Annotated in this window: 12 protein-coding genes, 1 tRNA gene, 1 pseudogene and 1 CRISPR repeat array (1 of these 15 cut by a window edge); of the genes and pseudogenes, 8 read left to right on the plus strand and 6 right to left on the minus strand. The window is 66.1% G+C overall.

The features are described from left to right. A CRISPR array of direct repeats spans nt 1-1,120; the repeat unit is 29 nt; unit sequence GTGTTCCCCGCGCACGCGGGGATGAACCG (it extends 1,160 nt beyond the left edge of the window). Between the two features lie 57 nt (nt 1,121-1,177). Beyond that, nucleotides 1,178-1,537 (minus strand): annotated as a pseudogene (locus Mrose_RS19750) (phage protease); the annotation flags it as partial. Nucleotides 1,538-1,728: 191 nt separating this feature from the next. Then, nucleotides 1,729-2,646 carry a PBECR2 nuclease fold domain-containing protein gene (locus Mrose_RS19290; protein ID WP_245969439.1) on the minus strand — a complete coding sequence of 306 codons (918 nt, stop codon included), beginning with the start codon at nt 2,644-2,646 and terminating at the stop codon, nt 1,729-1,731. Between Mrose_RS19290 and Mrose_RS01775 the strand changes: the two genes are divergently transcribed. Genes Mrose_RS01775 through Mrose_RS01785 form a run of 3 tightly spaced genes read left to right on the plus strand, consistent with a single transcriptional unit; the run spans nt 2,530 to nt 3,976 of the window. Beyond that, the gene (locus Mrose_RS01775; RefSeq protein ID WP_119275711.1) at nt 2,530-3,453 is read left to right on the plus strand and encodes a structural protein; all 924 of its coding nucleotides are present in this window, start codon (nt 2,530-2,532) and stop codon (nt 3,451-3,453) included. The genes Mrose_RS19290 and Mrose_RS01775 overlap by 117 nt on opposite strands. A gap of 1 nt (nt 3,454) precedes the next feature. After that, nucleotides 3,455-3,673 carry a hypothetical protein gene (locus tag Mrose_RS01780; RefSeq protein ID WP_119275712.1) on the plus strand — a complete coding sequence of 73 codons (219 nt, stop codon included), beginning with the start codon at nt 3,455-3,457 and terminating at the stop codon, nt 3,671-3,673. 54 nt (nt 3,674-3,727) lie between these two features. Next, a complete protein-coding gene (locus Mrose_RS01785) occupies nt 3,728-3,976 on the plus strand; it encodes a hypothetical protein (protein WP_147371547.1) in 249 nt (82 codons plus the stop codon). A gap of 171 nt (nt 3,977-4,147) precedes the next feature. Here Mrose_RS01785 and Mrose_RS01790 read toward each other — a convergent pair. Next, a tRNA-Pro gene (locus Mrose_RS01790) sits at nt 4,148-4,224 on the minus strand. Between the two features lie 272 nt (nt 4,225-4,496). On the opposite strand from Mrose_RS01790, the gene Mrose_RS01795 reads away from it, so the two are divergent. Further along, the gene (locus tag Mrose_RS01795; RefSeq protein ID WP_119275714.1) at nt 4,497-6,086 is read left to right on the plus strand and encodes a DEAD/DEAH box helicase; all 1,590 of its coding nucleotides are present in this window, start codon (nt 4,497-4,499) and stop codon (nt 6,084-6,086) included. Between the two features lie 106 nt (nt 6,087-6,192). Next, complete coding sequence (locus Mrose_RS01800; protein WP_119275715.1) at nt 6,193-6,930, plus strand: hypothetical protein; 738 nt, start codon at nt 6,193-6,195, stop codon at nt 6,928-6,930. On the opposite strand, the gene Mrose_RS01805 is transcribed toward Mrose_RS01800, so the two are convergent. Both Mrose_RS01805 and ftsH read right to left on the minus strand, forming a co-directional pair. Then, complete coding sequence (locus Mrose_RS01805) at nt 6,927-7,229, minus strand: hypothetical protein (protein WP_119275716.1); 303 nt, start codon at nt 7,227-7,229, stop codon at nt 6,927-6,929. The genes Mrose_RS01800 and Mrose_RS01805 overlap by 4 nt on opposite strands. Nucleotides 7,230-7,355: 126 nt before the next feature. Further along, a complete protein-coding gene (gene ftsH / locus Mrose_RS01810; RefSeq protein ID WP_119275717.1) occupies nt 7,356-9,236 on the minus strand; it encodes an ATP-dependent zinc metalloprotease FtsH in 1,881 nt (626 codons plus the stop codon). Between the two features lie 181 nt (nt 9,237-9,417). Here ftsH and Mrose_RS01815 point away from each other — a divergent pair, with 181 nt between their 5' ends. After that, nucleotides 9,418-10,335 (plus strand): nitrilase-related carbon-nitrogen hydrolase, encoded by a 918-nt coding sequence (locus Mrose_RS01815; RefSeq protein ID WP_119275718.1) that lies wholly within the window; start codon nt 9,418-9,420, stop codon nt 10,333-10,335. A gap of 14 nt (nt 10,336-10,349) precedes the next feature. Next, on the plus strand, nt 10,350-11,204 hold the full coding sequence (nadE, locus tag Mrose_RS01820; protein WP_119275719.1) for an NAD(+) synthase: 855 nt from the start codon (nt 10,350-10,352) through the stop codon (nt 11,202-11,204). Nucleotides 11,205-11,211: 7 nt separating this feature from the next. Here the strand turns inward: nadE and Mrose_RS01825 are convergent, their stop codons facing one another. Then, nucleotides 11,212-11,433: a hypothetical protein gene (locus Mrose_RS01825; protein ID WP_119275720.1), complete on the minus strand. Its 222-nt coding sequence runs from the start codon at nt 11,431-11,433 to the stop codon at nt 11,212-11,214. 83 nt (nt 11,434-11,516) lie between these two features. On the opposite strand from Mrose_RS01825, the gene Mrose_RS01830 reads away from it, so the two are divergent. After that, a complete protein-coding gene (locus Mrose_RS01830; RefSeq protein ID WP_119275721.1) occupies nt 11,517-12,788 on the plus strand; it encodes a COG1470 family protein in 1,272 nt (423 codons plus the stop codon). The last annotated feature ends 122 nt before the right edge of the window (nt 12,789-12,910 follow it).

Consider the following 12,910-nt stretch of genomic DNA (forward strand, 5'->3'; position numbering starts at 1 on the left):
CCCGCGCACGCGGGGATGAACCGAGCAGGTAGCCACCGTCCTCGAGCAGCAGCGCGTGTTCCCCGCGCACGCGGGGATGAACCTCCTCCGGCTGCAGCACCGGCTTGTAGCCGAGCGTGTTCCCCGCGCACGCGGGGATGAACCGTCGCTGTTGGCCGCCGGTCGGCGCTCGAGCGGTGTTCCCCGCGCACGCGGGGATGAACCGTCGCCGAAAAGCTGCAGGACCCCGCGGGGGAGTGTTCCCCGCGCACGCGGGGATGAACCGACAGGCACGGCGGCGGCGACCCGAGCGGCGGGGTGTTCCCCGCGCACGCGGGGATGAACCGGAAGAGGCTTTGACGGCCATTCTGTCCGACAGTGTTCCCCGCGCACGCGGGGATGAACCGCCTGGGCGGTGCCGGGGCGGGGGAGCCCCCCAGTGTTCCCCGCGCACGCGGGGATGAACCGGCGCAAGCCAAGCGGGCGGTGGTGGCCTCGCCGTGTTCCCCGCGCACGCGGGGATGAACCGCGGGGCGGCAGCATGTACATGGGGCGCACCGAGTGTTCCCCGCGCACGCGGGGATGAACCGACGGCAGCGAACTCGACCTGGCCCGGGTACGCGTGTTCCCCGCGCACGCGGGGATGAACCGGCGGCGCGGGTGTGGATGGTTGGGGTCTGGAAGTGTTCCCCGCGCACGCGGGGATGAACCGCCAGGCGGGCGCTCAGGCCGAACTCGGCGCGGCGTGTTCCCCGCGCACGCGGGGATGAACCACAGCGGGCGGGAGCGGCACCGCTCCCGCCTTCGTGTTCCCCGCGCACGCGGGGATGAACCGGGGAGACAAGCGGGGGCGGTGGGCTGCGTGGTGTGTTCCCCGCGCACGCGGGGATGAACCGGATTGCTGCCCTTGCCGGGCTTCCTGGAGGATGTGTTCCCCGCGCACGCGGGGATGAACCCCCCGCGATCTGACAGTTCGTTTCGACAGCTACGTGTTCCCCGCGCACGCGGGGATGAACCGTGTTGTTCTTCGCCACGTTCAACCCGGTCTTCGTGTTCCCCGCGCACGCGGGGATGAACCGACAAGCGGGATGACCGCTGGAACTACTTCGAGGTGTTCCCCGCGCACGCGGGGATGAACCTCCATGCGCTTGGTGGCCGGGATGTTGGTCAGGGCCAGATTGATCAGTTCGACAATCCAGCCTTCCTCATTGGCGTAAAAGGCCGGGCTGAAGTAGCGATATTCCCTGGCTTGCAGCAGTTCCCGGGCCCGCTGGGTCCACTCCACCCGCACCGCCCACAGCCCGTCCTCGCGCAGCTCGAGGTCGAACCAGCCCGCCGCCGGCACCGGGCCGTTGGCCACCGGGTCCAGGGCCTGATGTTCATAGTCAATCGAAAGGCGGTTGCCGTACTCCTGCCAGGCCGCCATCACCCGTTGGCCGGCTTCCGGGTTGAAGAGGAAGAGGCCCTTGGTGGTCTCTATCGACCCGAAGGGAAAGATGCGAAACTCCCCAGGAGGGCCCTGGGGAAGCTCGAGGGTCAGCTTGTGGGGTTGGCGCATGTGTTCTCCATCCCAAACGAAAAACCCCCACCGGAGTGGAGGTGCAGTTTGGCTAGATTAGCGTTATGTTAGCACAAAGCGGAGCAGAGTCCAAGGGGGCATGGTATACTCATCTTGAAACCCACCAAGGTGGGCCCGGGTTCCCAATACCTCGGTGCAGGACGCAGCGCCTTCCGGGAGGCGGCTGCCAGCTATTTAAAGCGCAAGAAGCCCTGCCGTTGGCGGTTGAAATATTTTTGGTCGCGTGTTTCAACAAACGTGTACCCTCCTACCAATACACCCTTCTGGAACTCCCCCACAAACAGTACGTTGCGCTGTCGTTCATCTTGGTAAAGCTTGACATAGCGTAGCCTGAAAGCCACTGTTCGCCCATTTACTTTGCGCATCGGGACAAGCCAAACCTCTTCTGGATCACTCACCAAATCGGGAAGCCAGGAGAGGAAGCGCTCTCGTCCGTCAGGCTTGATGTGGCGCAAAAACGCGTCATCCAGGATAACCGTCATCCCGGTAGGATCCTGCACATATAGCGGCAGCCCCCCCCAAGCGGTTTCAAGGGCCTTTCTAAACTTCTCCCCAGCTTCCTTAACCGTAGGGAGCAATGGCGCGGGAGCGGGGTGAGCAGGTAGGCGCTCTGGACGGCCATAGCTCCGCCAGTTAGGAGGTGATCCGAGGAAAGCCGGCTCCCACTGGTCGGGTAGGGTTTGCGCGGTAACCCCACGAGCATAAGCCCGGCCCCATTCACTGGCGTCAGGGCTCAACCCGAATCCCTCCCTGGGCGGCTCCTCGGGCAGGCGCTCAGCAATCCCCCGCTGCTCAGCCTCGAGCTCGGTCAGGGCCCGCACCCCCGAGCGGCAGTTAAAGTGCAGCGGCGGCCAGTTGCGCTCCCACCAGGGTGTTCCCCGCGCACGCGGGGATGAACCGGTTCCTGCGGCGAGGGAGCCGGAGCCCCACTGCGTGTTCCCCGCGCACGCGGGGATGGGCTGGCCATCACATTGCAGCAGGAGTACGGCGCGACTTATTTCTCGGCTGAGCGCCTGGTGCGCACGCTGTACAACTCGGGGGCCAACCGGGCTCAGTTTGAGGCGCTCAAGGCCGCAGGCTATACCCACAAGCGCTGGCTGGCGGCGCGGGACTCGAGGGTGCGCACCGCCAGTAAGGGCCATTGCTTCGACCACCGCCGTATGGAGGGGGTGACGGTGCCCTTAGAACAGCCCTTCGTCACCCCGGCGGGCTCGAGGCTGATGTACCCCGGTGACCGCAGCCTGGGTGCGCCGGCGGGGGAGGTGGTGAACTGTCGGTGTACGATCATCGGAGTCATGGTAGAGCAGGAACAGCTGACCGGGCAGCTTGAGTATGAGCGCCCCAAAGCGGGAGTGCATTTCAGCCGGTGGAGAGCCACCTCAGAAGCCAACCACAGAACGATCCTGCGCGGCCTGAGCCGGGCCGGACTACTCAACTGGCTGAAGGACAATCCCCTCGGGGAAATCCGGGTCGTGCAGAGTCTCTATGACGAGTCCGGTCCGTTCCACGGGGTCTATAACCCGGCTGACGCGAGCATTCGGCTCAGCCTCGAGCGCCCTGACATTGGCCAGCAACCGGCCTGGGGTGAACTTAACACCGTCTCCGCAATTGCGGACAACCCCAACGCCGCGGCACAGATCTCCCTAGTCCACGAGACCGGCCATCACATCTTGACCGTGTTGGGGCGGCAGATGGGGTCCGCGCTCGAGGACAAAATCCGGAAGGCTTGGAACCAGGCTAATTATGTTTCGGGTCGGGCGAGCGTGAACTGGAAGGAGTACTTCTGCGAGACGCACTGCGCGTACGTCTACTTGCGGGATGAACTGCAGGTGAAAGACCCCCTGGGGTATAATCTGATCAGGGAGATCCGCCGGATGATCGGCACGGGGGACTGACATGGCTGCTACGCTGACCAAAATCGATTGGGTCCGGATGCGCCAGCTTGCCGCAGAGGTTGAGCAGCTCAAGGCCTCGGGTCGATGGACGCTAACCGAGTACCGTCGGATCAACCGCGAAGCTGTGGCCGCAGGTGGCGACGCTCCCGGCGCTCGTGATTGGCTGCTACAAGAAGCGGACCCTGCCTGGCGCGACCAGTTAGTGCAGGCTGTGCTCTAGTCTGAGATAGACATCCCCTCGGGGAACGCCGCAAGGCACTCGAGGGGGTTTTCGTTGCACTTCCGCAGCTCTCGTAATAGCCAACCCAAGCGCCGCGTCCCGCTGCAACTCCGACAGGTGCGCCCCGGCGTGGTCGTGGTGCAAGCCAGCAACGACACGGTTGTGGATGAGTACGGGACCTCGATCACCGTCGAGGCCCTGATGCGCGACTGGCTGCCGGGGTTCTGGACTCATCGCACCATCAGCTTGCAACACAACCTGCCCGAGCTGCGCGGCATCCGGGGTAAGCCCTTCGTAGGCTGAGGCCCTGTGGGTAGGCTTCGTTCAAGGGGCTCAAGTGCCAAATTGGCGTGAGCGTAGTGACAGCCAGCATGTACCCCGCATGCACGGGCGCGGGGATGAACCGCTTTAGAGGCAGGGGTAGCCTTGAGAGAAAAGGGAGGAATGCCGTTTTGCTCAGCATTCCTCCCATATTGGTCGGGGTGGCGGGATTTGAACCCACGACCACACGCACCCCAAGCGTGTGCGCTACCAGGCTGCGCTACACCCCGATTTCCTTTTACGCGGCAGCCTCGTGCTTACCGCGCGCCCCATAGTTTAGCGACAAGCCTCGAGGCCGTCAACCTTGCCACCGGCGCAGGGGTGGGGAATGCCCTCTGGCTGAGCTGTTTGGCCCTCTACCCTTGACCTGGGCCTGCGGTTGCCCCCATACTGCTAGGGTTGGCCCCAAAGGCCAGAGGCTCGATAGCTGCATTTCCCCTCGATGGTTGAGAAAAACTTTCCGGGTGTGTGCGGTAGAGAGCCCGGAAAGGATTAGGTACAGATGGAGTTTTCTGCTTTCCCCCTCAAGGCTGAGGTGCTTGCCGCGCTGCAAGCCAAAGGTTTTTCCACCCCCACCCCCATCCAGGCGGCGGCCTTGCCGCTGGCCCTCGAGGGCCGCGACATCCTGGGACAGGCCCGCACCGGCACTGGCAAGACGCTGGCTTTCGCCCTGCCCATTGCCAACCGCCTCGAGCCCTCGCGCGAGCGGGGCCGCTCGCCGCGGGCCTTCGTGCTCACCCCCACCCGCGAGCTGGCCCTGCAGGTGGCGAAGGAGCTGGAGTGGGTGGCGAGCGATCTGGTGGTGGTGAGCGTCTACGGCGGCACCGGCTACGGCAAGCAGGCCGAAGCCCTCAAGCGCGGCTGCGACGTGGTGGTGGCCACACCGGGCCGGGCTATTGATTACCTCGAGCAGGGCATCCTTGACCTGTCCAAAGTCGAGATCGCCGTGCTGGACGAGGCCGACGAGATGCTCTCGATGGGCTTCGAGGAGGACGTGGAGAAGCTCTTGCAGCACACCCCCGAGGAGCGCCAGACCCTGCTCTTCTCGGCCACCGTGCCCGCCTGGGCTAAGCGCCTGGCCGATCGCTACCTGAAGAACTTCGTTCACGTCAACGTGATCAAGGACGAGCGGGTGAGCTACGAGGAGCTGGCCCTTCAGGCTCCCCTCCAGACCCGCCTCTCCACCCTGGCCGACCTGCTCTACGCCTATGCCCCCGAGCGTTCGATCGTCTTCACCCGCACCAAGGCCGAGGCCGACGAGGTGGCACTAGGTCTGCAGGGGCGTGCCCTGGCGGCGGCGGCCATCCACGGCGACATGAGCCAGCGCGAGCGCGAGCTGGTGATGGGTCGCTTCCGCAGCGGGCAGGACACCATACTGGTGGCGACCGATGTGGCCGCGCGCGGCCTGGATATCCCCGAGGTGGACCTGGTGGTGCACTACCGCCTGCCCGAGCAGACCGAGTCCTACCAGCACCGCTCGGGCCGCACGGGCCGGGCCGGGCGTTCGGGAAGGGTGATCGCCCTCTACGGGCCCCGCGAGCGCCGGGAGCTGGAGCAACTCGAGCGCGAGGTGGGCCGCCGGTTCCGCCGCATCAACCCTCCCACGCCCGAGGAGGTGATGGAGGCCAAGTGGAAGGGCTTGCTGCACCGCCTGAGCGGTCAGCCTGCCGCCGACCGGGCCCTGTGGCGTGAGTACGCTGCCCGGCTGGTGGCGGAGGGGGAACTCGAGGCGGTGGCCGGGATGCTGGCGCTGCTTTTGGGTGGTGCGCCCGCGCCCAGGAGCCTGATCACCGGGGAAGAGGGGCTGGTCACGGTCAAGCTGACCGGGGGGCGCCTGTCGGTCCCCCGTGTGGTGGCCGTGCTCAAGAAGGCCGGTGCCGGGCGCATCGGGCGCATTCTGCTCACCGAGAGTGCCGCCTACCTCGATTTACAGAGTGACGAACTCGAGGCCATCCAGTCGAAACTCACCGAGTTCCACCTCAGCCGTGCGCACGACATACCTGCCGAGGCGGGTGCGGGCCAGCGCGAGGAGAGGCCCCGCGGCTCCCGTCCTTCCGAGAGCCGCGAGCGCCGTCGCCCGGTAGCCCGCTGAAATTGAAACCCAGCCCCCCACCCCGCGCGTATCTTCGGACGTGCGGGGATTTCGGCGTTGCCCGTCCGGTCGCTTGCGTGTTATGGTCCCGCAAGGAGAGCCAGCCGTGAAGAAGCTTCTGCTGGTGCTATGGGCTGTTTTCGCCTTGCCCCCGGCTTTGGCCCAGGGGTTTTCCCTGGCGCTGCGCCTGGAGAACCGCCCATTGCTGGAAGACTGGGAAATCGCCCTGCAGGGAACTTACAGCCTCGAGTTGCAACCGGAGCTGACGGTGGGGTTGCGGGGTTACGCCAATGTGGCTTCTGTCCAGGGCTCCGGCGGTCCAGGACCTGGGGTGCCGGGGGAGGGGAGGGGCAGGGGCAGGCCCGAGGACCGCGGAGCTGTGGTGGGTTTGGGCCTCAGCCCCTATCTCGAGTATGCCCGGAGGCTGCTGGACGATCCGGCGCTGCAACTCGGCGCTTACGCGGGGGCGCGGGCCGATCTGAGCCTGTCATTGCCCGGATACGCCTTCGGCTTCGACATCGCCCCTTACGCCGGGGTGGACCTGGGCTGGCTGCTGGATGAGGACTGGGAGCTGATCTCCAACCTCGAGGCCCGGTTCTACCTCGTACCGCCGGGGCCCTACCTCTCCAGCTACCTCGAGTTTGACTTTTACGGCTTCCAACCGGCCACGCTGTACGGGGGCTACAGCTTTTACCTCGACGCGCCCCTCTCAGGCAGTCCCAGCTTGGGGCAGGGGCCGTACCTGGGGGTGTTTTATCCCCTGCTCGAGGGCCTGAGCGCTCAGGGCGAGGTGGGGGCTGACGGGGCCTGGTACGCCTTCGTCCGCTTGCGGCTGCGGTTTTAAGCCCTCGAGGGTCTGCGGCTCTGGACGATCAGCCACAGGCCGAAGGCCACCAACAGGATGGGCAGGGCGTACTTGAGCGCGAAGCCCAGCACCGCCAGCAGCCCGCCCACCAGCGAGCCCAGTATCCCCAGCATCAGCACCAGCGCCCCCAGCACCAGCACCACCGGCAGCACCGCCGCCCCCGCGATCAGGGCGATGGGTAGGGCCAGGACGGCGAGAGCCAGGCCGATCACCGGCCCCAGCAGCCCGGCGGCCAGCAGCACGCCGAGAGCCAGTAGAATCCACCCGAATGCCTTCATGCCTTCACGGTAGCGTGTGGGGTGCGAAGTCTGGTGATTGGGCTTACCTTTGGGGGTTCGGTTACCCCAAAACCGGCCTGGGCGAGCACCCGCCAGCAGAAGTCAGCGTTTGGCCTTCGGCATCCCTCACGCCCCGCCCAGGTTGGGCTTGATCTTGGGCACGATGCGCGGGGGGTCCTTTTCTTCCTGGTCCTTGGGGGGCTCGCTCGAGGGGCTTTCTTCGAGCGGGAGGCCCTGCACTACCCGCTCGAACTCCTCGGCGTTGAGGGTCTCGTACTCCAGCAACGCCCTGGTCACGCGCTCGAGGACCTCCCGCTTCTCCCTCAAGAGCTGCATCACCTTCTCGTGCTGCTCCTCGAGCAGGCCCTTCACCGCCTCGTCGATGCGGCGGGCGGTTTCTTCGGAGTACTGACGCACGTCGTAGCCGCCCAAGTAGGTGTCCTCGCGCACCTGGTAGGCCACGGGGCCGAAGTCCTTGTGCATGCCCCACTCGGTGATCATGCGGCGGGCGAGGTCGGTGGCCTGGCGGAAGTCGTTCTCGGCGCCCGTGGTGACGTCCTCGAAGACCAGTTCCTCGGCGGCGCGGCCTCCCAGGGCTACGGCGATCTGGTCGGTGAGGCGCTTCTTGCTCCAGTGCAGGACGTCCTCCCGGCGGGGCATGGCGAAGCCCAGCGCCCTGCCGCGCGGGACGATGGTGACTTTGTGGGGTGGGTCGGCGTGCTCGAGGTAGTACATCGCCAGAGCGTGCCCGGCTTCGTGGTAGGCGGTGATCTCGCGGTCGCGCTGGGTCAGCACCATGCTCTTCTTGGCCGGGCCCATGATCACGCGGTCGGCGGCCTCCTCGAGGTCTTTCATGGTGATCTTCTTGCGGCCCTCACGGGCGGCCAGCAATGCGGCCTCGTTGAGCATGTTCTCCAGGTCGGCCCCCACGAAGCCCGGCGTGCGGCGGGCCAGCAGGGCTAAGTCCACGTCCTCGGCCATGGGCTTGCCCTTGGCGTGGATGCGCAGGATCTGTTCGCGGCCCCGCACGTCGGGGGCGTCGATGGCCACTTGGCGGTCGAAGCGGCCAGGCCGCAGCAGCGCGGGGTCGAGCACGTCGGGTCGGTTGGTGGCGGCCATGATGATGATGGAGGAGTCCTTCTCGAAGCCGTCGAGTTCGACCAGCAGTTGGTTGAGGGTCTGCTCGCGCTCGTCGTTGCCGCCGCCCACCCCCCCGCCGCGCCTGCGGCCTACGGCGTCGATCTCGTCGATGAAGATGATGCACGGCGCGTGGCGCTTGGCAGTCTCGAAGAGGTCGCGCACCCGTGCGGCGCCCACGCCCACGAACATCTCCACGAAGTCCGAGCCACTGGCGGTGATGAAGGGCACCTTGGCCTCTCCGGCCACCGCGCGGGCGATGTGGGTCTTGCCCGATCCCGGCGGCCCTACCAGCAGCACGCCCTTGGGGATGCGCGCGCCCATCTCGTGAAAGCGGCCAGGGTTCTTGAGGAACTCCACGATCTCCTTGAGTTCCTCCTTGGCCTCGTCGCAACCGGCCACGTCGCGGAAGGTGGTCTTGGGGGCCTCGGTGAGCACCTTGGCGCGGCTTTTGGTGAAGCTGAAGGCGCTGTCACCGGAGGGCCCACGGTTGCGCGAGAAGTAGTAGATGGCCGCGAAGGCCAGGCCCACCAGCAGGATGGGCAGCAAGAAGCCCAGGAAGGGGTTCTCCCTGGGAGGGGGCATTACGTCGACGCTGATACCCTGGGCGCGCCACTTCTCGAGGTCGGCGTTGCTCACGGGGGCACTGGCGTTGGTGGTGAAGCGCTCGTCGTCGGTGTACTTGCCACTGATGCGGGTTCCCCCGCTTTGGACCACGATCTCCTTCACGCGGTCGTTCTGAATGGCGTCCAGGAAGGTTCCGTAACCGATCTGGCCCTGCGGGGTTTGGTTTCCGGTCAAGCTGAATGCCCACGCGATGAGAATGGCAGCGATGAGCACGAACCAAAGGTTGAAGGGCAGTCGGTTCATCTAGGGTCCTCTCTCCTCTAGTGTTTATAGGGTACATCGCCTCAGGGGGGCAAAGGTAGCCAAACACACCCAAAATGCCTTCTGGAGGGTTGAGCTTGAATTCATGTTGCTGTCAGGCGCTCGTCACCAACCGTGAGCCACGAGTCAACCGGGCCACTGCTCGAGGCGTAGACTAACCATGATGATTCGCCACGCCGTGCTGCAACTCAAACCCAAGAAAGGCCACGTCGGGCACAACCTCGAGCGCATCGGCCAGGCCCTGCGGGAGATCCGCCACCACCGCCCTGACGTGGTGGTGCTGCCCGAAGCCTTCCTCTCGGGCTACTTCCTGCAAGGGGGGGTGCGCGAGGTGGCCCTGACCCAGTCCGAGCTGGCTGCGGCCATGAGCGCGCTCTACGACTCGCTGGCCTGGGACGGCCCGCTGGACGTGGTGCTGGGCTTTTACGAGCGGGACGGTGGCATCTACTACAACAGCGCGGCTTACCTCGAGCTGGGCGGGCGCGGGCTGCTCAACATCCACCGTAAGGTCTTTCTGCCCACTTACGGGGTCTTCGACGAGGAGCGCTACATCTCGCGCGGCAACCGGGTCGAGGCTTTCGACACGCGCTTTGGCCGGGTGGCCATCCTCATCTGCGAGGACTTCTGGCACTCCATCACCGGCATGATCGCCGCGCTGGACGGGGCCGAGATCATCTACGTGCCCTCGGCTTCCCCGGCGCGGGGCTTCGCGGGAGCCGAGCCCGCCAACGTCATCCGCTGGAAGAGCCTGACCCAGGCGGTGGCCGCCGAGCACGGGCTGTACGTGGTGCTCAGCTCGCTGGTGGGCCTCGAGGCGGGCAAGGGGCTGGTGGGCGGCAGCGTGATCACCGGCCCCGAGGGCAACATCCTGGGCGCGGCCCCGGTCTTCGAGGAGGCTGTGCTGCTGGGCGACATCGACCTGGCCCGCATCCCCCCCGTGCGCTACGACAACCCCCTGCTGGCCGACATGGAAGCCGGGCTGCCGCTGTTGATGAGCGACCTTGAGCGGGTGATGGCCGGGTCCAAGGTGCTCGAGAAAATCCCCCGCCCGGTACGGGGCAAGGCGCTGGTGCGGGGTTAGCGTGAGGTTGAGTCATGCTCAAAGTCATCGAAGCCGCCCCTGGACGCGAAGTGCTCGAGCTCAACTACCCGCTGGTGGCCGAGTTCCTCACCCGCTTCATCGCCGAGGAACTGGAGTGGCGCGGTTACAGCCGCGCGGTGGTGGCCAACTCGGGCGGGGTGGACTCCGCCACCACCATCGCCCTAGCCGTGCGGGCGCTGGGGCCCCAGAACGTCTTCACCGTGTTCATGCCTCACGCCATCTCCAGGCCCGAGTCCGCCGAGCACGCCCGCCTGGTGGCCGAGTACTACGGCACCCCTTACGAGGTGGTGGACATCACCCCCATGGTCGAGGGCTACGCTGCCCAGACCCCCGGCATCACTCCCCGCCGCCTGGGCAACGTCATGGCCCGCGCCCGCACCATCGTGGGCTTCGACAAGGGTGAGCAGTACCACGCTTTGCACCTGGGCACCGGCAACAAGACCGAGCGCCTGTTCGGCTACTACACCTGGCACGACGTGGCCGACACCGGCCCCATCGCCCCGCTGGGCGACCTCTACAAGACCCAGGTTTGGGGCCTGGCCGAGTACTTAGGCGTGCCCGAAGTGGTGCGCGGCAAGCCCCCCACCGCCGATCTCGAGGCCGGCCAGACCGACGAGAGCGACCTGGGCATCTCCTACCGCCGAGCCGACGTGATCTTAGAGCACTACCTCAAGGGTTACCCCGACGCCTACATCGTGGGCCTGGGCTACACCGAAGCCGAGGTGGCGCGGGTCAAGAGCCTGGTCAACAAGACCCACTGGAAGCGCCACCTGCCCACCAATGCCGTGGTGAGCACCACCGCCATCCACGAGTTCTACCTGCGCCCGCTGGATTTCCGCCTGGGCTAGCGGCCTTCTATCCGATCAGCCACCCCGCCAGCACGAAGATCAGCACCAATATCCCGGCGCTCAGGGCCAGGGCCAGCCAGGGCGGGCCCTCTTGCAGGTAGCGGAAGAAGCGGGTCCTGCCCAGCAGGGCCCGGCTCAGCGCCACCAGCAGCACCCCGCCGCAGAAGACCGTCAGCAGGACCACCAGGCGTACGGGGTCGAGGTCGCTCAGCCCTTCCAGCCGCTCCACGTTCCCTAGCTTAGGGCCAAGTGTCGGGAAGGTTAACAATTCCCCAAAGCTGCCCCCTCTCCTGCGAGGGCATAATCGACAAGATGTCGCGTGTTTTTCTCCTGCTCCTGGCCGCCGCCTTGCTCATAGGCTGCCAGCAGAGCCCCTCCCAGACCACCCCCGGCTTCGAATTGAGCCTGGCGAGCGCTGCTCTCGAGGCGACTGCCGGGCAGAAAGCCAGCACCAGTGTGCTCATCGGCGGCTCGGGGGTGGAAAGCATCGCGCTGAGCCTGGAAAAATCCGATGGGGGTGCCCTCCCCGACGGGATGAGCGCCACCTTCAGCCCCAACCCCTCGAGCACCAGCCAGGGGCAGAGCCGGCTCGAGATCGGCACTACCTCGAGCCTGCCGGTGGGGGAGTACAGCCTGCGGGTCAGGGGTGAGGGCGGTGGGGTCACCCACACCGCCGCGCTCAAGCTCACGCTAAGGGCTCCGGTGAACTGCCCTACGGGCGATTTCTGCCTCGAACTGCCCCAGACCCTCGAGGTGCCCCGCGGGCAGTACCGGGTCTTCGGGCTGAGGGTGCTGGGGTCGGGGGTTACGGGCATCGAGCTTTACCTCGAGCAGGCCGACGGCGGAGCCCTACCCGGCTTTCTCAGCCCAAGCTTCGACCCCCAGAGCGTCAGCGCCGGGGGCGAGGGCTTGCTGGTGGTCTACGTCGAGCCCTCGGGCAGTCCCCAGGACGTGCCCCTGCGGGTGCGGGCCGTGGGCGGGGGCAAGACCAAGACTTATCCCCTCACCCTGCGCGTGCTGGCGGGGAGGGTCTGCGACTATGAGCACGAGGAGAACTGCGCGGCCAGCCTGGGGCCGGACCTCCTCATCAACGGAGGGTTCGAGCAGGTGGACCAGTACGGCCTGGTGGGTTGGGACGGCACCGCCAAGCCGGAGATTCACCTCGAAAGCAGCGGGGCCCACTCGGGTCTGCGGGCCATTCGGATCAACGGCAACCTCTCCGATGGCAATTACTTCACCCAAACCTCACCCGGCCTGAAGCCCGCTACCACCTACCGCCTGTCGGGCTGGATCAAGACCGAAGGCTTCGTAGACACGAAGATCAACGACTTCTACAACTTCGCCAACCTGCGCTACGTCGTGCTCTCGCCCAGCAAGATGGTCTACAACATCCACGCCGAGTACAACCCCCGCCACATCTCCACCAACACCAACGGCTGGCAGTACTTCTACCGCGACTTCACCACCCCCCCGGACTTCGTGGGCGGCAGCCGTATTGACGTGCACTACAACGTCAACAACGGCCAACAGACCGTGTGGTTCGACGACATCAAGCTGCAGGAGGTGCGATATAGCGATCCATGAGGTTGTAGGGCCAAAGGCCAAAGGCGTGTAGTCCTCGTTAGACCCTCTACGCGCCCTGGCTATCGGCCTTCTGTGGTGCCTGCCTCGCGCTTTTCGCGTCTTGCGCTTTGCATGCAGCTTGC

It is taken from the genome of Calidithermus roseus (assembly GCF_003574095.1).
GTDB classification, from domain to species: domain Bacteria; phylum Deinococcota; class Deinococci; order Deinococcales; family Thermaceae; genus Calidithermus; species Calidithermus roseus.